We start from the raw sequence: 25,517 nt of genomic DNA on the forward strand, positions 1-25,517 counted from the left end.
AGGATCATCATAGCCCAGTACAGCATGTAGGAGATGAATCGACATCAGATAAAGAATAGTAATGAAACGATAAGGCTCTTAACCGTAAGGGCTGCAGAGATAGCCTGATAAATTAGAGTTCTATCGAACACTTTACTTAGGAATCCCCAGTTCTAAACAAAGTGAAAGAGGGGGAGGTTAATAAAACCTACACGTTATTCACATACTTCCATACCCGAACTAAAGCTTCTACTATTGGATTGATTACATCATTGTCTATAAAGTATGCATTATGAGCTAATGGATTCCAGCTTGTGATTACATTTCCTACATTAATTTCTCTGTCTTCAGTTACAGCTTTTGCATAAGTTTCATCAATATCTCTTAATGGATAACCTAATACATCATCTTTATCATAAAAATTGATCCACTCACCTTGTAACCCTGGATAAAAATCGTTAAGGTTTGCAGAAGGAATATTTATAGGACGATTAAAATTATAGTATCTTAAGCTCCATAGTGGTAATGTTGTTCCTAATGTATAAAATAATGTTAAGGTTTCTCCTTTTTCTAAAGGTGATAAATTATTTTTTTCTAAATCTTTATGATTTACTTTGAATTGTAAATCATAGAAGTAGTTACTTGTAATAACAGAACCTAGACTGTGCGAGATCACACAAAGTGGAGCACTTTCTCCGGCTACATTAACAAGGTCATTTAGATTCTGTTCAATTTTTTCATGTACTCTTTCATAATTCTGCTTGGCTGTTTCTACAGGTTGGTATGCAATTACATCACCCAAATAATGAATAATGAAATCTCTTAAATCATTGAAGTGTAAATTCTTATTCAACACAATTGTCTGAAAAAGTTTATTTTCTCTTTCAGCGAATAGTTCTGCCCAATGTATTGGCTTAAATGCTAACTGTGACGTAGGATCATCAATTATATGATTAAGGTGACTTGCAAATCGGTTTTTTATTTCTTCAATCATTTTATCGGCAAATTCAGCTTTTTGTTCACCTATACCGTGGATTATTGCAACTGCTATTTTTTGCAATATGTTTTCTCTCCTTAGTTATTGTAAATTGATAAAACTTCTAAAATCCTTCATATTTTTTACAACTATTATTGAATATATGTATTAAACAAAAAATGTGCTTCTTATGTGATCTCTGAGGAGTTTGCATGAGGGTACTCCTCTTGTGAATTTCGTGGTATAAACGCTCCGGATTTAAAAATATATAACAAAAAAATTAAAAAAAGCTACTAAAAATATATATTTTCAATGAATTTCTTTTGAAATAAATCAAATAATTAACTTTGACATTTTTAGAATTGAACCGGCATATATATTGATTATTCGAAAAACAACTAAAAATATTATGAATAGAGAAAGGAGTTATACATGGGAAATTGGTTATATGGAATTTTGTTTAATAATTCAGATGAATTCGTTGGGTGGCTTCAAAGTATACAAATCAAATCAAAACTCTCAAGTATACATATTCATCATACTTACGTACCTAATCATAGTCATTTTAAAGGTAATAATCATCATTACCTACAAAATGAAATGAAAAAATTTCATACAGAAATAAATCATTTTCCTGATATCGCTCAACACATTACTATATTCCCAGATGGTAAAATAATAACAGGACGAAATATAAATAAAAAACCAACTTCCGCCAAAGGTTGTAATGGAAATGATAATGAACATCCATTTATGTTAGAAATGGTAGGGAACTTTGATTTAGGTTTTGACCAATTAAAAGATAAACAATTAGACACTGTAATAAAAATTACACGTTATTTTTATCAAAAAGGTGCAAAAATTCTTTTTCATAGAGAATGTTTAATCAATGGTCTACCACCTAAAAGCTGCCCTGGAACGGGTATAGACAAAAATTGGTTTGTTCATTTAGTTCAATCAAGATACGTATAATTAATATTTGGAATACTATACTAATTTTGGTTCTTTAGCATAGTTTTTCAGATGAAGATATACTCTTTAAAGTAGAAATATGGAGAATAAGGCATGAGATATTTTAAAGAAAAATCACCCAAAAAATTTATTTTAGTGGTTGTTGGTTGCTACTGACGTTTTTCTTTAATCTATTACAATGTCTTTGAATTCCTGAAAAAGTGTGTTATTTCAGTTCGCCCAAAAGCCAACATGCTAGGGGTTCATGAATATGGCAAACTAATGTATCTAATTTGGAAAGTGAAAAATATACCTGCACAATTATTTTGTCATTTGGAAGAGATTTATTCCAAGGTTAATTGATGGTATTGTTACCTCTATTCTGCAATTGATAAAGATGGACACACATTTGGGATATTTAACTACGTGAAAAACCGGAACACCAGGCCGTCTATGCTTTAATAGAATGATTTGTAAAACATTTAAAAGAACAAACAGTTCTTAATAGAAACAATGCGCCCGCATTACTTTATGCATATAACAAAGGAAGAAAAATAAGGATTTTTTCAAACTACAATGCACTGTACAATCAAACATTTAAACAACCTTGTTGAACAGGATTATTGACATGGAAAGAGAAGTTTTGCCAAATACACAGTTTTTTTAATCTTCTTCAAAAGGTATCGTGATCGATCATGCTATATCTAAATAAAGGCGAAGTCTTCAAAAAGACTCAGCCTTTTCAATGTTCAATGAATTTCAACAATTACTTGCTAATTTCTAAACATTGTTTCCTATTTACTTACCCATTTACGCTTTTTGTAACTTTGCAACACAACCACAAATGGCATATAGATTCAAGTTTATTATAAAAACTTAGATGAATAAAAACTGTAGAAATAATTAAGCTATATGGTTTTTCTGTATATTATTATTAAAAAGTTTGTGTTTGGTTAATTTTGTTAAAAATCTTCTGCTTAAAAAAGGTAAGTGAGTAAGTAGTAAGTTTTTTAATTAATATTTATTTGATTATGCAAAAACTTAAGAAAAAATCAATGAAAAATCAATTTTACGGGCATAGTTAGGAAAATCTACAAGGGGGTTTCTATTCCCTTGGGTGTCTTGAATACTTTGATTTCGATGTCGTTCATATATACTTACTGGAAATTCTTCATGCCATTTAAGTAATAATTCAATGTCTATATTTTTTTCTTTATCGTTTGTAATTTCATCTGGATATCTTAGTAAAAAGTATAAAGTAGCTCGAGCCACTATGCCTTTAGCATATTCAGGTTCGAATAAATTCTCCTCTAATTTTCCACACTCTTGTCTAATAATTTTCAGTTCTTTACCTCCTTCATAATCTGAGAAATCATGATAAGGATAGTTACTTCTCAATGAGTTACAGGATGGTTCACATGCGAATAAATGATGTAAATCACCTCTCATTGGTTCCTGTTTATGAAACCATGATTGTGGTACTACATGTTCACAGTTCAGTTTATTGTTTTCTTCAATTCGCTTTTTTTGGGTTTTTAATTCATTTTCTGTTAATGAGTGATCAGCAAGAAGTAAATCTAATTCATTTTTTCGTTTGGTGAGTATTTCAAAGTCTTCAGCAATAACGTCTTCTGGGTTTCGTATCTTCCCTGAGTAGATACTTTTTAATTTTCCGTCTTCTTGCAAATCCACCCAATTATATAAATATTTTGTAGGGTTATACTTAACTGGTTTATGTGTATTTTCTAACAAGGATTGTAATGCTTTGAATAATTCATTTGATTTTAATTCCTCGAAATTAATTGCTGCATAATAGGTTGCTAAAATGTGTTTTTCCAAGTCCAAATCTAAATATTTCCCTGCATCTTTTTCAATAATATCTTTATTTTTATTAAGTTCATTAAGAAGTTCCACTTGTTCACTTTCTTTCACGAATAAGGTCGAAAAATCATCTTCTGGAATACTCGAATTATTTTTTGTCATAATATATTAGTCCTTTCATAAGAATTTAATAGTTAAGCTTAGATAATTCATTCATTAATTGTGTCCTTCAAAGTTAGATTAAATATATTATTTTAGATAGGTAATTCAATACTTATAGAATAAGGAATTTCACATGCGTATAAAATCCTATTAACACTTATGTGAATTGTAATTTAACAGTAAGAATCTCTGTAACCAAAGGATTTGGTGGTATTAGCTGATAAAATATAATGTTATTTGTATATTCCTTTAATGCATTGTTAATAATTTAATAATAAGATTTAGGTATTTAGACAATAAATAGATTGGATTCTTCCTGTATCAACCTTATTTAATGATCTAAGAGCCATACTGTAACTTGAAAACATAAGTGCATCACGAACATTTGAATGGGATAAACCAAGGGCGAGATTTAACTCATGTTCACCTACATTCATTAGATAAATTCTTGATAAGGTTAATTTAATTGACCAGGATTGACTGTCAACAAATCAGCAAGAATTCCATTGTAGGCGATGGAAGGGTAGGTAAGTACCAGTACATTTCCATTACCATCAACTTAGATTGTTATCACTATGCTTACTTGTTGGAAGGCTTTTAGATCATTTATAGAGGTCTCTTTGGAGTTATTTCAGTTCAATAGTTATTAGTATGTGTATTAAAATTCCTTTTTTAAATTTTATACTGGACTATTTTCAGATGAATTTTATTTAATATTTGTAAGTATGTATTGGTCAATACAATTATACTTTACTGTAAATCTAATTTATGGTTTATAGCAAGTTCTTGTAAAAATGTTAATAAGGGACGAAGTTCTACAGGGGCATTTAAATCATTACAGATAAAGTTTTTTTGCTTATCATTATCCTTTAACAATAGTTCGTAATAGAAAATACTAGGCGGGAGGGAAGTGTGCTTTTCAGTAATAGTATCGTTTATTTCCCAAATTTGATATTTATTTATTATATTTTGTATTTTTTTTGAAATTTTTATTGGTAATTTATTTGTTTCTACATTATAAACTAATTGTAAATTGGCAAATCCTCCATGAGAGGTAAAATTAATTTCCATAAGTTTTTCTCCACCTAGTATTATTTTGTTCCATTCTTAATTCTTCAATAAATGAGTATTTAGAGTCCTACGTCTCTAAATGCTGCACGTACAGTCTGTGTTGTACCAAACGGCAATTCTCCATCTTTAGTAAGGATTTGTGCAGATCTAACTAATATTTGTACGGCATCTTTGAAATTTGCGTTTGTCCAAAGGTTTTGTAGTGCATGATACCATAGTTTAGCCGATTTTTCCGTTCCAATGTCCATTGCAACTAGATAAAAAGCTCTATTGAATATTCCACTATTAATATGTACACCATGATTGTCTGCAGGACCGTCAAAGTAATTATTCATGTGACTTGGTTGAGGGTCTTTCCCCATTAAAGGATTATCGAAAGCTGTTCCGGGTGCTTTCATTGAACGTAAAGCTTCTCCAAATAATTTAGGACCCATAATATCATTTCCTATTAACCAATCTGCATCATCTGCTGATTGCTTATTAGAATATTGTTTAATCGCAGTTCCAAAAACATCAGAGAAATGTTCGTTTAAAGCGCCAGATTGGCCTTCATACATTAAATTTGCAGTATATTGTGTAACCCCATGAGTTAATTCATGCCCAATCACATCTTTAGAGTTTGCGAAATTAATGAAGATTTGACCATCCCCATCTCCAAAAACCATCTCATCTCCATCCCAAAATGCATTTAAGAAATTCACACCATAATGAACATTTAAAATTAAATCTAATCCACGATTGTCAATGGAATTTCTATTTAAAACATTCTTAAAGTAATCACGTACAAGACCTGCATATTCATATGCGTGACTAACAATTTCATCTGCGGTATTAGGATCACCTTCAGCGCGAACCATTTTATGACGCAATTCCCATTGATTTTCACAATCGTATACTTGACGTTGCGCTTGTTCATTTGATGAAAATTCTAATGATGGATTTTTACTAATTCCAGCTTCAACTTCCAACACATGAATGTCTTTTTCTTTTCTCTTTAACCTAGAGTCTCTACTATTTTTAATTGTTAATTGTGTTCCATCAATTCCGGATCTAGCCATATTAGATAGAATAGATGGTGGAACAAAACTACATTTACACTTGCTGTGCTTTTGGCACATAAAACCAACTCCTTTTATTAGATAGATTCGTACATCATTCTAACCAATAAAAGGTAAATTATTCCTTTTCGGGTATTCCATTAATTATTTATCAATATATAAATTTTGAATTTAAAAAGATTAAAAAAATATATGTGCTTATAATAAAAAATCGATTATTTTCTTAATATTTTAAGCTTTTCTGCTATACGGTCTATAACTTAAAGGAAACGGGTTTAACTATCTCTAGTGAATAATTGATAAAGAAGGGAGCATAAAGGACATTCAAATCAGTAAAAAGAAGCAAGACTATCTGATTATCTATGTTTTTATGAAGGTATTCAGTGAAAACCTTTAAGATAGTTTAGCAATATATTAGAAGAGCCTATTTTAAGGATTAACTAGGCTTATTCACTATATAACTGTGTCTTAATTATTGATAAAATGATCTAGAAAAATTTTTTCTTCTTGTTTGTACATGAAGAAGAATAATAGGAAAAATAATTAACTTAAATATATGAATTATTTAGGTATTAAATTGGGCTGTGGAAAAGAATGGTGTTTTTTTTGTATAATGAATTTATTCAGTACCCACATTTTAATAATAATTCTAATAGTGGTTATTCTTCTCAAAATGATAATTATAATAATTTTGATGATACGAAATCTATGCATACTGATTAACATCCTTCTAATTAAAAAATCGAGTTATAAAAAAAGAGGGGGATGGCATTTTTTATTGAAGTTTGTTTATAATAGCTTTTTAAGTTGATAGGGATGAATTTTAAAATAGATTATTAACCTCTTTGATAATTTTTATTTTCCTTATAGTATTTGGCATACTGTATTAAAAATTTAATATTTGTAAGGAGAGTCAATCAATATAGGCAAGAAAAAAGAATAGGAAATAAGTCGTTGCTTATCGAGGTAGAAATTAAACGAGTTTTTGTTCATATAAACTAAATAAAGGGGTGTTCTTTATGTGTACTAGTTTGACATTACAGACAAAAAACGGTCAGCACCTTTTTGCACGAACGATGGATTTTACATTAGATTTCAATCAAGAAGTAATAATCATTCCTCGGCGTTATCAATGGAACAATATAACTGGTGAAAATATCAAGGCGAAACAAGCAGTTGTCGGGATGGGGATTAACTATCAAGGAAGGGTCATTCTGGCAGATGGAGTAAATGAATCAGGTATGACATGTGCAACACTTTATTTTCCAGGATTCGCTACTTATAGTAACAGTATAGATGACAATAAAACAAATCTGGCTCCATTTGATTTTGTGGCATGGAGTCTCACACAATTCAATTCTGTCGAAGAGTTAAAGAAATCTGTAGATAGTATTTCTTTTTTAGATGTATCATTATCTGTTTTAGGAGTTACCCCACCGCTACATTGGATCTTAGCGGATAAATGGGGAGAATGTATTGTAATAGAGCCGACAATTGAGGGGCTAAAAATGTATGATAATCCGCTAGGGGTAATGACTAATAGTCCTGAGTTTAACTGGCATTTACAAAATTTAAGACAATATATAGGTCTTAAATCGCAGCCATATGCACCAACTCAATGGGGGGATGTACCATTAAGTGCTTTTGGACAAGGTTCAGGTTCGATGGGACTCCCTGGGGATTTCACTCCACCATCAAGGTTTGTTCGGGCGGCGTATAGCAAACAAAATATTCAAGGGGTAGATAACGAAGAGGAAGGGGTATCGGCCGTTTTTCATATCTTATCAAATTGTGAGCTTCCAAAAGGTGGAGTGATAACGGAAGAAGGTACATTAGATAATACCATTTATACAAGCGCAATGTGTATGGAGTCTGGTATATATTATTATCATACCTATGATTGTAGACAAATTATAGCCATACATCTATTTCATGAAAATTTAGATACAGATGAAATTAGAACGTATCCATTTCAGCGTAAACAAAAGATATATTATCAAAATTAATTAGATTTGGAATAACATCAAAAAGGCAAACTGAATTAAGTTTGCCTTTTTATAATAGGCCATACGACTCATGTTATAACTTTTACACACTTACACTGATATTTTATAGATAGTATTTTTTATTATATTTGTAATCATTTTAAGCGAAGGGTACGTGATTGAGATGAATAATACATATAATGAAAAGACACATGCTCTCATTAAACAATTATTGAACAAATTTTCATCCAAAGCCCCTGGCTTTGCATATATTGCTAGTTTTGATAGTGGAGTAACGTATAAAGGTGCAGTTGGCTTAGCTTCTATAGAGGAAAATCTGCCCATAACCACAAAGAGCGTTTTTAATATCGCCTCAGTTTCTAAACAATTTACAGCGTTTTCTATATTACTCTTAGAACAAGAGGGAAGATTGGGTTTAGATGATTCAATTGTAAAGTTTGTCCCTTCTATAGGAACATATGCTGAACCAGTAACATTGAGGCATCTAATTCATCATACTGGTGGGCTAGTTGATTATATGGCATTGGCTGAAGCAGCAAATATTAAATTTACTGATACATTAACTGTGGAAGAATCTCTAAAACACCTAAATGGTCATCAAATTGCAAGGTTCCCAGTGGGCACAAAATTTGAGTATAGCAATACAGGATATTTTTTATTATCACAAGTGGTAGAGAAGGTAAGTGGCAAGTCTCTACTTCAGTTTACAAAGGAGCGTATTTTTGATCCTTTACATATGAAAGACACAACAATTTTAGATTACTACCCAACTACTATACCAATTACTAGTGGGTATTCGAAGAATGAGCAAGGAACATATAAAATCTATGAAAGCCCTTGGGAACATACAGGTGATGGGGCAGTACATGCAACAGTTGAAGACCTGGTAAAGTGGGGAGAAAATCTAACTACAGGTACCGTTGGTGGAAAAGAACTTGTTAAAAAAATGAGCGAAATAGGTCCGAAAATTTCTCCAACTGGGGAGACGATTATTGATAATGAAAAGTATGCTTTTGGGCTAAGGCTTGCAGAAGGGTTTAACTGTCGATACTTGGAACATTCAGGTAGCTGGGCAGGTTATCGTTCATACTTCATGCGGTTTCCAAAAGAATATTTGTCTGTTGTTGTACTAAGTAACTATGATGAATTTGACTCTAAAAAATATGCTAATGAAATAGCAGGAATTGTTTTAGAAAAATAACAAATAGGGCTTAGAAGACAGTATCTGGATTTGGTTAACCACACGTTGTTTTAGGTGTAATTGATTTTGAGAACGGAAGGCAAGCGTAAATTTATGCTTGCCTTTTTTCGTATTAAAATGAACATAAATATTTATATTCATACAGTTAAAATTAATTAGAAATTCTTTAAATATAGATTGATTAATGTGGTCGAATTTTAAAAATTTTTAAATAAAAATACAAAAATTATATATTACGATTATTAAAATTAATTTTATTAAAAATTGAAATATTAATTAATATTCCTATTGCTATTAAATTGACCATTAAAGAACTTCCACCAAAACTTACAAATGGAAATGGAGTACCTGTAAGAGGAAATAGTCCCGTAATACCACCTAAATTTACAACAGATTGCATACCGATCATACATCCTATACCAATTGCTATAAAACTGCCGAATGGATCTACACATAATTGTGCAATTTTTAAGGAGCGAAGTACTATAATCAAAACTCCAGCCAATATAATAAATACACCAATAAATCCTAGTTCTTCAGAAACTATTGCCATTATAAAATCAGTGTGTGGTTCTGGCAGATAACCTGTTTTTTGTATACTATTTCCAAAACCACGACCAGTGATTCCTCCAGAGCCAATGGCAATAAAAGAATTTACAAGCTGGTATCCATTTCCTTGCGCATCAATAAAGGGATTGAAAATCGTAGTAATACGTGTCTTTTGAACTTCTGATAAACTATATTGAATCAAATAATATAAAATAGGTAACCATAAAATAGAACCGATGGTAGTTCTTTTGATTAGTAGATTTATATTTATTCCTGAGCAAAGAAATATACTAAAACCTATACCTAATATTAAAAGTGCAGATCCTAAATTTGGTTGTTTAAAGATAAGAAAAAAAATTGTAGCTAAAAATAATACAAGTTTTCCGATACCACTCCAGCTATTTTTAGCTTGTTCTTGTCGTAATGCAAAAAAACGGGCTGTTACAAGTATTGTTCCTAATTTAAGAAATTCAGCTGGCTGTATTCCAAAGATCCATGATTGAGCATTATTTACCACTTTTCCTTTCCATAAAACCATAATTAATAAAAAAATCCCCCCAACCATAATAGAGATTGAGATTATTCGTTTTTTCCATATTTCATATGGGAGTAAAGCACAAACTATTAACCCTATTGTTCCTAAAAGTAGCTTTGTTAATTGAGAATCAACAAAATATCTACTGTTATAACCGTAATGTTGGACAGCGACAATGGAGCTTGCACTATACATCATGATAATACCTAAAGTACATGTTATGAATAGAGGAAGGAGCAATAGATAATCGAGTTTTAATATTTTTTTCATTTTAATATCCTCCTGATTTAAAACAAAACATTATATTACATTTGCTAATGAATAGAATCTTGTTCTCGTCTATTACTAAATATGACTTTAATTTAGGAAGATTCTATCACTTACTCCCTGTTTTTTTACGCAAAAATCCCCCTAGTATATAACTAGAGGGATTCAAAATGGCATGACTAAATAAGGCTTTTCTCCCCCTAGTAGAGCTTTGGCACTATACAACGTAAAGTAATGAAAATTCATTACTTAGCTATCTTAAGAAGAGCCTTAATCCGACAATTCCTGTTCTACCCATTGGCGTCTTTCGACATTTTTGGGCAATAGCCTGTGTTTGCATAGGAGCCTCACCTAACAGGTTAAGCAATATAAATTTTATGTGTTTGTTTCGTGTAGCAAGCATAAATATATATTTTTTTCTTGTCAAGTAACCGTATTGCTAATTTTATATGATTATAGCTTTATAGTCCTTTGAGAAATGATATGAGAAAATGTATGTAATCATTCTGTATAAGTATATATTTTCAACTTGTAGTGTATAGTTTGATTAAGTAGTTTAACCATATAAATTTGATAAACAGTAAAGAAGATTGTAATCATAAAAGAAGATTTTTTTATGAATGTTCTTTTGATATACAGAATGACTAATTATTCATCTTCTGTTATAAAGTTGGAATTTGTTTAAAAACAATAAGTTTCATATGTTTTATAACGTTTCTTCGAATTAAATCTATTTGAATTCTATGTTTTTTAGGAGAATTTTAAATTTATAATAAAATATAATTTCATTTTCCATAAAAGATTCTTTTATGAATGGAATTGAAAGTCAGTTGACAAATATTAAATTCTGGTTTAAATTTTGAAGTAATTCAATAAACTTTGTTAGGTGAGGCTCCTGTATAGAGAAACGCTGCTGCCCAAAAATGTCGAGAGACGCCAATGGGTCAACAGGAACGGTCGGATTAAGGCCCTTCTTAATGTAGCTGGTTATAAAAACCTATGCTATACAGTGCTAAAACTCAACGAGGGAGTGGTATACGATTTGATAGAAAGGCACCTCTGTGATTTTGGCAGAGCTGTCTTAATAATCATTTATTTGTATTGTAAAAAACCTTTACTCCTTTTTGAGTAAAGGTTTTTCTGTTTAATGTTATTTGTTTTATCTTGTCTATATTCAAAAAGGAGGTAATTCTAAATAATGAATTGGTTGCAATGTAACTATTATTGCTCTAATAAAAAATTTTAGACAGATAAAATAAAACAAAACCACTCATGAAACTCTAGAGTCTCCCTTAGCAATATGAGGAGGAGTTAACATGAAGAAATTATTAAAAGAATTACTTGTAACCAAAAATAATTTGGATGCAGAGAAAGTTTTACGTCTTCCGTCGTATGATGTTGCGCAAGAAGTAAAAAGATTTTCAATTGAAGATCAAATCATATTGCTAAATACGATTCCCGTATTAAAAAGCTCTAAAATTCTTCAATATATGAGTGCAGAAGAAAAATATAATATCTTAATTCATTTATCTGAAAATAAGGCTAAAAAGTTACTAACTTTACAACCGATTGATGAATTAGTAGATTTACTTCTAGCGGTTCATCCGGAAAAACAGGCTAAATTAATGGCGTATCTAGATAAAATTACAAAACATAACGTAAAAAAATTGATGACTTTCAAACCTGAAACGGCAGGAAGTCTTGTTACAAGTGATTTTGTTGCAGTTAGAGGAAATTGGTCAGTAAAAATGACATTGAAGTACATTAGGGAACATTCTGAAAATGTAGAATCAATATCTTATAGTTATGTTCTTGATAGTCATGGTTATCTTGAGGGAATCGTTTCCATACATGAGTTATTACTAGCAGCAGATGAAGAGATATTATCTACTATCATGATTCAAGAGGTAATTTCAGTACAGGCTGAAGTTGATCAACAAGAAGTTGTAAAAAAGCTACTGAATTATAATTTAGCAGCGATACCTGTGACAACAGCAAATAATAAAATGATTGGTATTATAACATTTGATGACGTAATGAATGTTATGGAAGCAGAAGCTACAGAAGATATTCAAAAGTTAGGCGGAAGTGAACCATTGAATCAATCTTACTTTGAAGCTAGCATTTGGAGCATTTTCTTAAAACGTCTACCATGGTTATTACTTCTTTTTGTTGCTGAGGCATATACAGGTACAGTATTAAAGTATTTTGAAGACGAAATTGAAACTGTAGTTGCCCTTGCTTTCTTTGTTCCATTATTAGTAGGTACTGGAGGGAATACAGGAACACAGGTTGTAGCAACAATTACTCGTGCAATTGGTATTGGAGAGGTGAAATTTAAAGACATTTTCCGTGTAATGAAAAAAGAATTTGCAATAGGTATGCTTCTTGGACTTGCACTTGGTATGGCTGGGCTCACTCGTGCTTATATGTTAGGAGTTGGAACAGAAGTTGCACAAGTTGTAGCAATTACTTTACTATTTATTGTTATTTGGTCCTCTCTTGTAGCAGCTGTTTTACCTTTGATTCTAAGAAAATTAAAACTAGATCCTGCAGTTGTTTCAGGTCCATTTATTACAACATTTGTTGACGGAACAGGATTAGTAATTTATTTCATGGTTGCAAAAACGTTATTAAATTTATAAATATACACTGAAAAAACGAAATTTAGAATAAGTATTTTTCCCTAATTGCTAAAATATAGCGGGGAATTCAGGCATGAGGAAATTGAACACTTTTGTCTTTAGATAAATAATATTTTAATGGATTTATTGAATGTAATGAATGCTGGAGGATAAAACTATGAAACATCTCAGAAAAATCTTCAAACGAATTTTGCTTCTATTGTCTATTTTCATGCTTATTGGCATAGGAATATTATTTGGTACTAGCTATGGCCGGGAGCTTCGCATAACAATGGCTGGGAGTATACTAACTTCTCAACATCCACAATATGCGAAGTATACATTCCTACCCCAAAAGGAACTAGATAAATTGCAAGATAGAATTAATCATCCAAAATGGTCAAATAGTGATGAGCATATTTATAAAAAAATAGCAGGAAAAAGATTAGAAGAATTTAAAAATCAGCCATTAGAAATTAATGTAGAAACGATTAAAAGTAACAAAGATAGTCGCTTTCTTTTTGAAGGAAAATTAGTTACTATTAGCAATCCCTTCAATGTTAAACTTGTTAGCCATCAAGGAACCCAGGGCGCTAAGAGAGGAGAAAAAATTAGCGTAATGGCAAAGCGTAATCATGCACTTGTTGCTGTGAATGCAAGTGGATTTGCTGATGAAACAGGAAGGGGTGGAGGAAATGTTGCAACTGGGATAGTAATAGAAAATGGGAAAGCTATTGATACGAATATGGATAGTAATACCCCTACAATTATTACGGGTTTAACAAAGTTTGGACAAATGATAACAGGAAATTATTCTACCCAACAACTTTTGGATAAACAAGTTGTTTCTGCAGCTGGATTCATGCCACAGTTAATTGTTAATGGAGAAAAAATGATTACAGAAGGAGACGGTGGTTGGGGTTCGGCTCCACGAAGTATTATGGCCCAAAAAGAAGATGGTACAATTATGTTTCTAGTTATTGACGGTAGACAGACGCATAGTATAGGAGCTACGTTAAAAGAGTGTCAAGACATCCTATATGAAAAAGGAGCTATAAATGCAATGGCAATGGATGGAGGATCTTCGGCTACGTTATATTTAGGAGGAAAGGTTATAAATTCACCTTCTACTTTATCCCATGAAGATCGTTATTTACCGAATGCTTGGGTAGTAACAGCAAATCCAAAACAAAAAATAAGAATGACAATAGATGGGGAAAAACTACACATATAAATTAGTAGGTTATGATAAAGAAGATAAAGAGAAGGAATTAAAATTTTTCGCCCCCAAAAATCTCCGTAAAGCTTGTAATCTAGTTACTTTAGTATAGAAGAATAAGATGGGACGCTGTATGCGATGAAGGTCGCACGTACAGTGTTAAGTGGGGGAAAAGATGGAGATAACTTCAAAGTCTTACCTATCGCAACTAATCGAAAAGAGAACCATTAGGGCGTATGGTTCTCTTGGACCAAGAACTATAGTGTTTATTTTTATAGTCTGTATAAGTATATGTACTTAAAAAATAAACAGTGAATCATCTGATATATATTAACAATTTTCTTTTAATTAATTACTTTTTGCTTTCTTGCAAGCAAAGTGAATTGACCCAGCAAATACTAATAAAATGGGAATGCATGCTCCAATTGACATTTTTGCACCTCCTTAAACTATGTGTTCTTATATACTACTATATTTGTATTTTTAAATGTAAGGAAACAAAAAAGAGAGTTTTTAACAAAATCGTTATTTAAAAACAAGAAGCCCTAGAGTTAGGGCTTCTTGTTTTGGTATTCTTACATGGTTTTTCAAAAAGAATAGAACATATTGAAGATAACATGTGAATGTTTCATAAATGTATCAAAAAAGTGAACAAAATTGCTATTGCAGAAGAAGCTGAAATGAAGTTTCTAATACTTAAGTACGTAAAAGGTATTTTTTCCAGTGGATAAAATGCGTGTGGGGCTTCTAATCATTATTTTATTGGAAGAAAAGAATATGTTATGAACTTGGCTGAATGAAAAAATGAAAATTTTACTTTTAGATTGAAACTGAACAAAATTCTTATTGTATGAAAAAAAATAAAAGAACCCATTTTTTATAAATGGATTCTTCCCTTAAGGTGTGCAAGAAATTCAAGGTAACTTGACCAGAGTAACCCGTAAAATTCCTTGGGATAATACTGTATGCAAAGGAACCAATAATGTTAATGAATTTCAAACAAGATCCTTATTTTAAAGTTAAAGATCACCTAAAAAGGTGCTCTGGCCAACATTGAAATTGAAAAAAGAATACCTCATAGTATTGTATGTTTTTTATGGCTGTGCAATTTTTAAATAAAATCGTTATTTGAAAAAATACCAGCTTAAATATTGCGTACATACATTTAAGCTGGAACAAACAAATAAAGTTATTGTTTATGTTTTTCCTCTTTATCAAGGAAAAATACGACGAATATTGCTAGGAATAGAGGAAACCAAACTTCGTGTGGCATATTAAAATCTCCTTAAAATATATTTTTACTATATTTTACCATATATAAGAGGTTAAATGTATGGCAACGAAAAAGATGAGTTTCTAACAAAAACGCTATTTTATAAAAAAGAACCCGCTAACTGCAACGAGTTCTAAAAAAGAGTTTAACTCTGTGTGAGTGCTTCTTTTCTATAATTGTACAGGCCAGATATTGATCCCAAAAGAAGTGAGATGGAGATTATCATGATGAGATACTGTCTGGAATAGATAGTATTTGTAGGCATTCACAGAATAAAGAGGGCTAATAAGACAAGTAGTGAAGTACACATTGTATAAGAGATTTGGAGCTTGATTCTAAGCCTTTCTGTGTCGTTGGTACCTATTTTCTTAAATGTTATAGAGAATAAGATGACAGATACTAGAGTAAGAAAGGGTGTTATACCTACAAATAAATTAAAATGAAGAATGTCACTAGATAACCATGATTCTAACCATTGAAAAATAACCATTTTATCATCCTTTCTTAAATGTCTAAATGATAAATGTTGTTAATCTATGTATATATTAATATATTGTGGGTTTTGAGGGGGAATATAACAAAAACTTCACTTTGTAGAAAAGGATGTGCAGATTGAAATCTGAAGAAGTTAATCAGCTTATCACTGATTTAGAATGTAGAAAATCAAGGTTAAAACGGATCCAAAATGGTCTTTCAAGAATCCATAGCGAGGAATATAGAGAGGGTGTTAATAAACAAATAGGCATTTTGGACCATGTACTTATGAAATTGAATTGGATTGTGAGGGACGAAAGAAATTAGCATAAAAATTTCATTGTGTATAAAAGGGGAATGAATTGATATGTACGATAAAGAGAAAGTATACGATGAGGAAATTGCACCTTTATTGCAACGAATCCTAAAAATATGTAAACGAGAAGAACTTCCTATGGTCGCGCAATTTTATTTATCTGAAGAGTCTCCATATAGCGACTCAGTTCAACCATTATATTGTTCGTCAGTAATCATCCCAGGTGAACGTAATGAAAAAGAAGGAATTCAGCAATTAAAATCAATCTCTAAAATTATGAAATACGGAACCAATGGGCCGCCAGTGGTAATGACAGCAATGATTTGAAAATAAAAGAGCAGCTAGCAAAAGCTAACTGCTCTTATAAGGAAATCGGAGAAAGATAACCATGTGTCTACATTATTGACGAGATATTGAGTTTTATACACAAAGAATGACGTTTAACTTAATGCATAGCCAACGATCAAAGTTAGTGTTAAAAACACTGATAATAAAAGTATTAGTAGAACTGTCGCTATGCTTCTAAGTATAGCAACCCAATTATCTATTTTAGAAAAGCCTTTCATACCAGCAAAAAAAGTTCCTATTGTTAAAACTAGTAAAAAAATAAAGGATGGACAGGTAGCGAATTCATAATAAAAAATTTCGTTTCAATAGAAAGATTCAAATAATATTGGCAGAGTTTTGGCCGCTTTTTGGCAGGAAATGTGCCCATTGTTTTGGAATCAACATGATATATTTGTACTGTGAGAAGTGGCGGAAAACACAACTCATAAACATTCCTTTATAATTTATATTTTGTCTAAACGGTTTCATAATGCCGGCACATAAAATCCGAAACCAGCAGATGGTAGCGACTGAATGATACCGCTATTAAGGAGAGCTTTCGCTCTTCTTCCAGTTACTTAATATTATTGAAGTGAATAAATATAAAAAACATTAAGTAGTTGAAAGAAGAATAAAACTTCATTTACCGCATTTATAAAAATAATATAAAGTTTTGACGAAAGGAATACTGGTGGACAGTCGCCTTTTGATATGTAGATATATAACGAAATGTTATTCTGTATAACTGTCTCTTTTATCAGATAATGTAGATAGAAGAGAGAGGTTAAAAATGATAGTGGAATTTGAATTTCTAGATATGTCAAAGACGAGAGTATATGAAAAAGAAAGACTCTATGATAATTTTGGAGGTCTTATTCTTGATGTAGGGAAATTGTATACATTGAAGGCTATGCATATAAGATAGATAGTAAAGCGTTTATATCTCCATATAATACGTGTGTTAATCTAAAGCTATCATTTTGGTGTAAACAAATAAATAATTAAAAATTATAAAAGCATTCCTTATGGAGTGCTTTTTATTACGTAAAAAAACGTAAATCAAGGCATAAAGTAATAACTAACTTTATTTAATTCATGGTTACCCCAAGTAGGCTGTTTTCTTATAAAGAAGCCTTATTTTTGATTGATAAAGCACATTAATAATGATAATTAATATCATGAAAATTGTAAATATCAATAGGGGAGTGACTAAGTATGTATAATAATTATTGGAATCAAAATCCTGTTCCAGTTGTAGGGGCTAATTATAATTTGTATCAAAACCCTGTTTCAAGTGTGAACTCTGATTACCAGTATTACCAAAATGATATGTCGACTGTTGAACAGGATTACCATTTATATTCAAATCCTGGTACTAAATATAAAGATGAACGATCTACAAGAAGAGAAATTCAGTTATCACCTGGTTCAGCATCACAAACCGACCTTGGAAATGGTTTTATATCATTTAGATGGGCAGGCTATGATATTAATACAGACGAATATCTTGTTGCTTTTTTAAATGCGCCTGGAATGAAAGTTATAAATGGAGGATGGGCACCAAAGGATTACGCTCCTTTGTATGCAATGGAGAGTTTTCCTAGAAGAATAGATCAATGGGTAATTACTACGTTTAATCCAACGCCAGGAACAGGGAGCCCTAGACCAATTGAATTTTATTTAATTGCAAAAGCTTAAGGATATTAATTTCTGTAATTAAGTGTAGGATAGTATGCATTGGTGTAGTTTGAAAAGCTTACATGTGATTAATATGTGCTGTTAGTCTGAAAGAGTAAAAACACCAAGAGTTGACATTGAAAGACATAGATCACAATTTAATAAAAAAGAATGAAGATACGTCTAAAGTATATCTAAGCATCCATAATTGGGTGCTTTTTATTTTGGAGAAAATTAAGAGAGGAATGAGGATAATTGGAAAGTGTATTAAACGGTAAGATTGCTGCACTCGGTCTTATACCTATTGATAAAAAAGCATATATCAAATACATTAAACCTCATGAGAAAGCGTACAAGAAGTCTGGGATTGATGTTAATCAATTCAAATATTATAAGTTATATGAACAGAAGCCGATGTTTTATTCTGTAGAATATCTCACACAAACGCCAATAAAAGATTTATTGGAAAGTGATAGAGGGAATCGAATACGCTGGGTAAAGACAGATGAATGAATATAAAACTAAACAACAGAAGCGTAAGTTCTATGACAGCGGTGACTGGAAGAGTATACGTGAACAAGTAAAGAAACGTGACAACTATGAATATCAAGAATGTAAACGTAATGGTCGGGTTCGTTTTGATACGAATGAGTACAGTGAGAGTGCCCAGCGTAAGAAGATACAACTAGTTGTTCATCATATCAAAGAGCTTGAACATCATCCAGAGCTTGCACTTGATATAGATAATCTCGAAACAATCTGTGTGGATCGCCATAATAAAGAACACGGTAGAATATTTAAAAAGAAAATCAACAAATGGGAACACGATGAAAAGTGGTAAAAAAAGATGAATTAAACCAAGTAATCGAAACATCTTGGCAAGAATTAAAGAAAGCCTGGTCAATGATAAAAACGGTGAAAGGTTCTGAGTACATTGAAGCTTCAGCTTCGCAAGCTAAAAAGCTGAAAATAATTTTAGTCAGCTTTTTAATTACTATAAGCTAGTATCTGTCTAAAAATATTAATTTTCTGAATTTTCAATAAAAATGATTAGATTATACCAACTTAATGATAATGATTAAAGAGACTACTATAGAACCCAAACATTAATAGAAGAAAGACATATACAGGTATTATGAGTTTGAAAATTTCATAAACTCTAAAATCTTATAAAAAGAGGAGCATGAAACATGAGCGAACAATGTCCAATTAATGTACCATGTCAGGTAGAAGGACAAACACAAACACCATTAAGTGATGAGACTGCAACACCAATTGTTACTCCAGGAGCACCCATTGTAAAGATTCCAGTTGTATTAGCTGAAAGAACACTTCAAATTGTTGTAGAGTCCGATATTTCATTAGATCCTCCAGCAGTCGAAATTAAACGCATCTTAAAAAACGTATTTTTAACACAATGTAAGTTAGTGCCTGTAGCATTCGTACCAGTACCAGGTACACCTTACCGACGAGTTACAAGAGCAAAATTATTTGTACAAGGCTATATTCGTAAAAATATTGAATATGCAAATAACGAGTGTAATGGAGTTCTATATGATCGTATTGCAAATGTTCCATTTTCTGGTTTTGCAGATCTGACAGAAGGTGATTTTCTATCATTAGCTTTAGTAGCTTCTTCTTCGGACACTACTTCTCATTTTATAAATCCTAAAAACGGTGATTTACCACGTCTAGACAAATATTTCTTTGAAAATGCAGTTTTTTATAACGAACAACCATATTGTGAATTAGTAAGCGCTCAATTTTTTGAATTAGACTTTTCACCTTGTTCTACAGATCTAAACGAACCATTTGATACGCTTCGTGAAAAAATTGTACTAGATCTTACTTTAAAAGTTTTACAAGTACAACAAGTACAAGTAGCACTATAAAAATAAAAAGAAATTGTCTTTGTTAAAAAGACAATTTCTTTTTTATTTTTATACAACATATATAATGATGAAATGGTCACATACAAAAAAATTTTGAATTTCATCAGACGGGGGGATGGTGATGAAAAATCCATGGATTGGTAAGGGAATATGGGATGAAATTTACAAGTATAAAAACCTGAATATACAAGATAATTCACACGAAAAAAGAGGGGAAAAAGAAGAAGTACCACCTGAATTAAAGGGAGAAGATGTGGCATCAAAATTAGAGAAAGAAGGTCAAGCGTCTGGATCACAAATAGGGCCTTTAATACACTCACTGGTGGTCAAAACTCCATTTTCTATTTTTTCAGAAGTAACTAGTTTTAAAATATTTCCAAAAATAAATGTAAAAAATCAAGAAGCATTTGTATTTAGGAATGAAAAAGGTCTAAAAGGGCGTGAATTAGATTGTAAGTTATTAAATACAGTGCAACAATATCATTCGGATAGTTATTGTAAATTAGTTTCTTTAAATCTTCATGAGAAGAGAGTTCATTTTGAATTATATAACCAAAAAAATGAAGGGAATAAAGAAGAGAATAAGGTAGAGGCATCTTCATGGATTCCTATTCACAGTATAATATTAGAGAGTGAAAATGGGGAAGACGTATATAATTTTATTACAGCGAAACTACCAATAGAAATAGGAAGATATAAAGGTGAAATTAGTTTACGAGAAAAGGTTGTATTTAAAGAAAAAGTCATAGGAATAAAAGAGGTTGAACAGGAGATTATTTTGACAAAAACCGAATTTTTAATACCAAAGGTAAAAAAGAATGGGCAAAATACACTTACAGTTGAAAAAGGGAGCTTATTGGTAGAAGGGTATATATATCAATGTATTGAATATATATCAGAACAAAGTACACTTCATGATAATGAGCATCAGTTAATACAAAATATTGTATTGGAGTTAATCATTCAAGTAATACAAGAACAAGAAGTACAAGTGCGAATTAAATAAAAATAATTATATTCCCTCGATTAGCTGATTATTTTTATTTGTAGTGTATCGATGGGTATTCTTTTGTAAATCATTCAGTGCTGCAAACTATTTGTTAAATGGTTTATCCATGATAAATTCAATTTTACATTGTTACTAAATAGTATGAATCTCCTCTGGTTTATGTTTTAAAAAAGTGCTAACAAGTTTGCAAATGATCTTGCTAACACTTATACAGAATAGACATAAATTATCGCTGATATGCCGTTCACTACCATTAAAAATAAAAATAATTGGAAATAATTATTTTTATTTCAGTATATCCATAATTATTCATTAAAAATGAGTTTAAAGTAACCAACAATTGTAGGAATCTAAAATTTTCATTTATAATCCATCAAGTGAGAGTCTTTATATACCAATTATAGAAGGATTCAAATTATGTATTTTTTACATAATAAAATCAAATTTAAAACGAATAATAAATAGCTTTTAAATCTTAAGTATGTAAAAAAATAAAAGTTCAACAATGCAAAATTGCTGAACTTTTATTCCTTATTCTTTCCTATTCTGCCTAAACTATCTTTAATAGTTGTTTCCCCAAGTTGTGTATATAGCAAAGCTGTATCTTGACTCGTATGTCCAAGTTGCTGCATGACTTGTAATGAGTCTTTCTCTTCCATATATAATTTATTTGCCAATGTATGTCTTAATTTATGAGGAGACATTCTTTTTCCATAAGCTTTAGTATATTTTTCTACTATATCTTGGATAGCCCTAACTGAAAGAGGCTGTGCAGTATGTTTATATTTTGATAGAAACACATTTTTCAATTCTTTCCCTGGAGCGTATTTGTTATCTCGAATTTCCATATATTTTTCAAGATCATTTAATGCAATTGGGGTAATCCATACAGAATCTTCTTTGTTTCCTTTTCGGATTACATCAATGAGTCTTTCTTTTAAGTTTATATCTTCCATACGAAGATCCGCCAATTCACTTACACGAATGCCACTGCCAAGAAAAAGCGAGAGGATTGCTACGTCGCGATCTTTATCTCTTAGGAAATAGAACAACTGATGTTTTGTTAAAGATTTTTCGTGCTCATACTTAACGTAATTTAAAAACTCTTGATCATCATTATTATGAAATATTTTAGATCTCATACGTTTTGCACGAGCATTTAATGTTTCTTTATCTTTATGTATTTCGATTTTAGCCATTACATTTCTATAAAAATAACATTCTCCATCTTCATTCTCTGATAGGGAGGTAAGGTATTTAAATAAGGATTTTAAGGCTGAAATTTTCCTGTTAACAGAAGAATTCTGCATGTTCTGTTGTAGTTTTAGAAATCTCATAAAGTTCTCAACATCTTTTTTCTTTAAATTCTCCAAATCAGCGAAGGATATGTCTTTAATGGGTTTTAATTCAATAACTTGTTCAGATAATAGCCAATTAAAGAAGACTCTAAAATCATATACATAATTCAGTAGGGTGGAGGGAGAGGCATCATGCAATTCTTTGTACTCCACAAATTCTTCTATGTAAAAGGGCATTTCGTTTAGATTTTCGTATAATTTTTTACGATGTACGGATTTTTGACGTTGCTTGCTGTAGTCCATAAAAATCACCTCATATATAATATAACAGAAAAAAGAAGCGAACACAAGTTCGCATTAAATTCAATTTTTACACAAACTTATTTACATAATTAAATTATGAAATACTAAAATATACACAAAATTGAATGATATAGTGTAGTTAGTCAAATGAAAATTATAGCTAACTAAGTGATAAATTTGTATAAGACCATAAAAATTAGTGTAAAAACTACATATAAATGTATGTAAAATAAAAAATTTTTTTATATAAATTCATACAAAAAATCAATATATGAAAACAGTTTAAAATTCGTTATCTAACATGAATTGGCTAATTTAATCATGATTATGAGGGGTTAATTAGATCAACTTAAGAAAAAATCTTATAAATTAAAATGTAATCTACCATAAAAAATATTAATAACTAACTTAGCATTTTATGATTTCTATATAAAGCATGAATTATATAGACACATACCAATATACAGAGATGTATGCTATCGAGCTCGAAATCCCTAAATACTGTATTAGATTTTTAATTATACATCTTATTGTTCGTAAAATTGGTATTTCGTGCGAATTTGTGAGTATTTATTTTTCCACCTCTTTATAAAGGTATCATATACCTTACCTTTCATCAGTCTAAATATCTTTTAGTTTCATATACATTCAGCTATACATTATTAATATTGATTAAATGGTTGCTTATAGGATATAGCCAGTGTATAACATTTTAATACAAATCAGTTAACTTTAACTCCTTAAGACTAAATAGATGGTGTATTTTACAAAATATAATTGTTGTGATGTCGAAATAGAGCATTTCCTTTAATTCTTTTTATTGTACTTGATTTAGCTGAGCATTCCGCTAAATATTATTTAAATGCAGATTTCAAAATATAACTACTAAATTTCTCTTTCTATCTCAATGACATAAGTATTCTTTTTATTTTGAGATTTATTCACTTGTTTTTTACAAATACCTATGAGATGTGTTATGTAAACTGATTATAAGTAAGTTATTGTAATGTATGCTTTTGGCTTCATGTAAGTGCGAATCTGTACATCCGCATTCGCACTTACATGATATATACCAATTTGACTTATATAACTGTGCTCCAGTATATATCGTTTAATCTTTTGATTATCAACTGAGATTGTAATAGCGTTTGCGCCAGGTGCGTATATATCCTATCTTTTAACACTCTCACTACTAATACTAACTAGATCAATTCTTTATTTTTTCAGATTCATATATTCTTCTAAAGTTAGTTTATATATATATATTCAGCAATATCTCCTACGTAACGTACATGCCAAGGCTCATAAGCATATCCAGTAATATTCTCCTTACCTTTTGGGTAACGAATGATAAATCCTGCACGATGTGCGTTATCTTTTAGCCATTTGCCCTCCTTCGTATTTGCAAAGGATAGCTCTAGTTCATTGTTCGCACTATTTTAATGGCACCTCCTGCACGTCCTTTTACTGACATGCTCCTTGATCAGTATCAGTAACTCGGGGCACCTAAGGAATTTATTGATGAACAAAAAAACAATTCGCTTATATTAAGGATCCTACTTTCGATCCAGATCACCCACCAGCTGGTTATAATTATCCTTCTCCACATTTCATGTATGATGTGACTCGTTGGCGTCCAGTTGAGGAAGCGAAATCACGAAAAGAGCCATTACTGATTCTGCAAGGCGCACGTGATTATCAAGTAACTGTAAAAGACGAGTTTACGAGATGGCAAGAAGGGCTTTCAAGCCGCAGTAATGTTCAGTTCAAAGAATATCCGAAATTGAATCACATCTTCACGGAGGGTGACGGGGAATTCAGTCACCCTAGTGAATACGAAGCCCCTTCCAATGTTCCTGCGTATGTCATCCAGGACATCGTTACATGGGTCAATGAGACAAAGAAATAAGAAAACAACAAAAGCCATCATGCAATCATCATTTCGTGTTGGCTTTTGTGATATTAAAACATGTTATATCAGAAATTAATCGCTTCTATGAATTGATATTTTTACAGTGCTTATTTGCTTCATATCTTGCTATTCCTTGTCCGTCAGTGCAAGAATACAAAATTTATTTCGATATGTAAGAATGCATATTATTTCTCTTGGATGTTATGATACACTCTCTTTGTGAGCTGATACGATATTTCTTTAGATTGGAAAACTAAAACCTCATTAACCCAAGTTGGGGGCGCCATTTGGCGTCTTTTTTTAGTTTTGCTCCATAGGGATTTAGCTTAGATATTGAAGTAACCCTAAAACAAAAAATAAGCTGCCCATTTGGAAAACTTATGTACATCATTTTCGAATGCAGGAGTTCCATCTTTCAAAACTAACCTATTAAATAGAGTTAGATGTATAAACTATATTAGTATCGGAATATTCTCGACTTGGGGTTACCGTAAATGCTCTCTCCTAATCATCCATATCGATAAATGACTTACTTCTGATCAATTGCCTTTGTTGTTCTTCGTTTAAAAGGAGCTAGTTTTACATACGATAAAGCACTAAAAAACTGTGCACAAAAA

17 protein-coding genes, 7 pseudogenes and 2 riboswitches are annotated in these 25,517 nt (G+C 31.1%); of the genes and pseudogenes, 15 read left to right on the top strand and 9 right to left on the bottom strand.

Annotation, left to right across the window (positions count from 1 at the left end; translation table 11 throughout):
• Window positions 1–187: 187 nt before the first annotated feature.
• Window positions 188–1,039, bottom strand: a complete 852-nt coding sequence (locus tag N2V92_RS01300) for a chemotaxis protein (RefSeq protein WP_170264937.1) — start codon at window positions 1,037–1,039, stop codon at window positions 188–190.
• A 348-nt stretch (window positions 1,040–1,387) separates the two neighbouring features.
• Between N2V92_RS01300 and N2V92_RS01305 the strand changes: the two genes are divergently transcribed.
• Window positions 1,388–1,927 (top strand): peptidoglycan recognition protein family protein, encoded by a 540-nt coding sequence (locus N2V92_RS01305; protein ID WP_000528836.1) that lies wholly within the window; start codon window positions 1,388–1,390, stop codon window positions 1,925–1,927.
• 93 nt (window positions 1,928–2,020) lie between these two features.
• Window positions 2,021–2,690 (top strand): annotated as a pseudogene (locus N2V92_RS01310) (DDE-type integrase/transposase/recombinase).
• 257 nt (window positions 2,691–2,947) lie between these two features.
• On the opposite strand, the gene N2V92_RS01315 reads toward N2V92_RS01310, so the two are convergent.
• The 4 genes and pseudogenes from N2V92_RS01315 to N2V92_RS01330 all read right to left on the bottom strand — a co-directional run bounded on the left by N2V92_RS01315 (window position 2,948) and on the right by N2V92_RS01330 (window position 6,078).
• Window positions 2,948–3,889, bottom strand: a complete 942-nt coding sequence (locus N2V92_RS01315) for an endonuclease I family protein (RefSeq protein WP_170264938.1) — start codon at window positions 3,887–3,889, stop codon at window positions 2,948–2,950.
• 281 nt (window positions 3,890–4,170) lie between these two features.
• Window positions 4,171–4,362 (bottom strand): annotated as a pseudogene (locus N2V92_RS01320) (matrixin family metalloprotease); the annotation flags it as partial.
• A gap of 277 nt (window positions 4,363–4,639) precedes the next feature.
• Entirely contained in the window at window positions 4,640–4,960 is a 321-nt protein-coding gene (locus tag N2V92_RS01325) for a protealysin inhibitor emfourin (protein WP_170264939.1), read from the bottom strand.
• Between the two features lie 59 nt (window positions 4,961–5,019).
• On the bottom strand, window positions 5,020–6,078 hold the full coding sequence (locus N2V92_RS01330; protein WP_000336537.1) for a M4 family metallopeptidase: 1,059 nt from the start codon (window positions 6,076–6,078) through the stop codon (window positions 5,020–5,022).
• A 959-nt stretch (window positions 6,079–7,037) separates the two neighbouring features.
• Here N2V92_RS01330 and bsh point away from each other — a divergent pair.
• Window positions 7,038–8,024, top strand: a complete 987-nt coding sequence (bsh, locus tag N2V92_RS01335; protein WP_170264940.1) for a choloylglycine hydrolase — start codon at window positions 7,038–7,040, stop codon at window positions 8,022–8,024.
• A gap of 163 nt (window positions 8,025–8,187) precedes the next feature.
• Complete coding sequence (locus tag N2V92_RS01340) at window positions 8,188–9,225, top strand: serine hydrolase domain-containing protein (protein WP_098506611.1); 1,038 nt, start codon at window positions 8,188–8,190, stop codon at window positions 9,223–9,225.
• A 226-nt stretch (window positions 9,226–9,451) separates the two neighbouring features.
• Here the strand turns inward: N2V92_RS01340 and N2V92_RS01345 are convergent, their stop codons facing one another.
• Complete coding sequence (locus tag N2V92_RS01345; RefSeq protein ID WP_170264941.1) at window positions 9,452–10,579, bottom strand: FtsW/RodA/SpoVE family cell cycle protein; 1,128 nt, start codon at window positions 10,577–10,579, stop codon at window positions 9,452–9,454.
• 186 nt (window positions 10,580–10,765) lie between these two features.
• Window positions 10,766–10,942: riboswitch (M-box (ykoK) riboswitch) on the bottom strand.
• A gap of 505 nt (window positions 10,943–11,447) precedes the next feature.
• Window positions 11,448–11,613, top strand: a riboswitch (M-box (ykoK) riboswitch).
• Window positions 11,614–11,892: 279 nt separating this feature from the next.
• Here N2V92_RS01345 and mgtE point away from each other — a divergent pair.
• The 4 genes and pseudogenes from mgtE (at window position 11,893) to N2V92_RS01365 (ending at window position 16,809) form a co-directional block, all read left to right on the top strand.
• Window positions 11,893–13,221: a magnesium transporter gene (gene mgtE / locus N2V92_RS01350; RefSeq protein WP_170264942.1), complete on the top strand. Its 1,329-nt coding sequence runs from the start codon at window positions 11,893–11,895 to the stop codon at window positions 13,219–13,221.
• Between the two features lie 157 nt (window positions 13,222–13,378).
• A complete protein-coding gene (locus N2V92_RS01355) occupies window positions 13,379–14,434 on the top strand; it encodes a phosphodiester glycosidase family protein (RefSeq protein ID WP_170264943.1) in 1,056 nt (351 codons plus the stop codon).
• Window positions 14,412–14,504 (top strand): annotated as a pseudogene (locus N2V92_RS01360) (YxeA family protein); the annotation flags it as partial. The gene N2V92_RS01355 and the pseudogene N2V92_RS01360, both read left to right, overlap by 23 nt.
• A gap of 2,029 nt (window positions 14,505–16,533) precedes the next feature.
• Window positions 16,534–16,809 (top strand): hypothetical protein, encoded by a 276-nt coding sequence (locus tag N2V92_RS01365; RefSeq protein WP_170264944.1) that lies wholly within the window; start codon window positions 16,534–16,536, stop codon window positions 16,807–16,809.
• A gap of 113 nt (window positions 16,810–16,922) precedes the next feature.
• Here the strand turns inward: N2V92_RS01365 and N2V92_RS01370 are convergent.
• Window positions 16,923–17,110: pseudogene (locus N2V92_RS01370) on the bottom strand (hypothetical protein); the annotation flags it as partial.
• Between the two features lie 914 nt (window positions 17,111–18,024).
• Here N2V92_RS01370 and N2V92_RS01375 point away from each other — a divergent pair.
• From N2V92_RS01375 to N2V92_RS01400, 6 genes and pseudogenes are all read left to right on the top strand, one after another.
• Window positions 18,025–18,507 carry a hypothetical protein gene (locus N2V92_RS01375; protein ID WP_000282651.1) on the top strand — a complete coding sequence of 161 codons (483 nt, stop codon included), beginning with the start codon at window positions 18,025–18,027 and terminating at the stop codon, window positions 18,505–18,507.
• Between the two features lie 234 nt (window positions 18,508–18,741).
• Window positions 18,742–18,999, top strand: a complete 258-nt coding sequence (locus N2V92_RS01380; RefSeq protein WP_000446718.1) for a hypothetical protein — start codon at window positions 18,742–18,744, stop codon at window positions 18,997–18,999.
• Window positions 18,992–19,327 carry an HNH endonuclease gene (locus tag N2V92_RS01385; RefSeq protein WP_170264945.1) on the top strand — a complete coding sequence of 112 codons (336 nt, stop codon included), beginning with the start codon at window positions 18,992–18,994 and terminating at the stop codon, window positions 19,325–19,327. The genes N2V92_RS01380 and N2V92_RS01385 overlap by 8 nt, the downstream gene beginning before the upstream one ends.
• Window positions 19,321–19,473 (top strand): annotated as a pseudogene (locus tag N2V92_RS01390) (phage head completion protein); the annotation flags it as partial. The gene N2V92_RS01385 and the pseudogene N2V92_RS01390, both read left to right, overlap by 7 nt.
• Window positions 19,474–19,676: 203 nt before the next feature.
• Window positions 19,677–20,378, top strand: coding sequence for a CsxC family protein (locus tag N2V92_RS01395; RefSeq protein WP_001294996.1), 702 nt, complete (start codon window positions 19,677–19,679; stop codon window positions 20,376–20,378).
• A 121-nt stretch (window positions 20,379–20,499) separates the two neighbouring features.
• The gene (locus N2V92_RS01400) at window positions 20,500–21,384 is read left to right on the top strand and encodes a BC_2427 family protein (protein ID WP_340864020.1); all 885 of its coding nucleotides are present in this window, start codon (window positions 20,500–20,502) and stop codon (window positions 21,382–21,384) included.
• 527 nt (window positions 21,385–21,911) lie between these two features.
• On the opposite strand, the gene xerS is transcribed toward N2V92_RS01400, so the two are convergent.
• Together xerS and N2V92_RS01410 are read right to left on the bottom strand one after the other, a co-directional pair.
• A complete protein-coding gene (gene xerS / locus N2V92_RS01405; RefSeq protein WP_000386619.1) occupies window positions 21,912–22,988 on the bottom strand; it encodes a tyrosine recombinase XerS in 1,077 nt (358 codons plus the stop codon).
• Window positions 22,989–24,203: 1,215 nt separating this feature from the next.
• Window positions 24,204–24,382: pseudogene (locus N2V92_RS01410) on the bottom strand (M15 family metallopeptidase); the annotation flags it as partial.
• 39 nt (window positions 24,383–24,421) lie between these two features.
• Between N2V92_RS01410 and N2V92_RS01415 the strand changes: the two are divergent.
• Window positions 24,422–24,897 (top strand): annotated as a pseudogene (locus N2V92_RS01415) (alpha/beta hydrolase); the annotation flags it as partial.
• Window positions 24,898–25,517 lie beyond the last annotated feature (620 nt).

Origin of the sequence: Bacillus sp. CH_48, assembly GCF_038008465.1 — a bacterium.
Classification (GTDB): Bacteria; Bacillota; Bacilli; order Bacillales; family Bacillaceae_G; genus Bacillus_A; species Bacillus_A thuringiensis_S.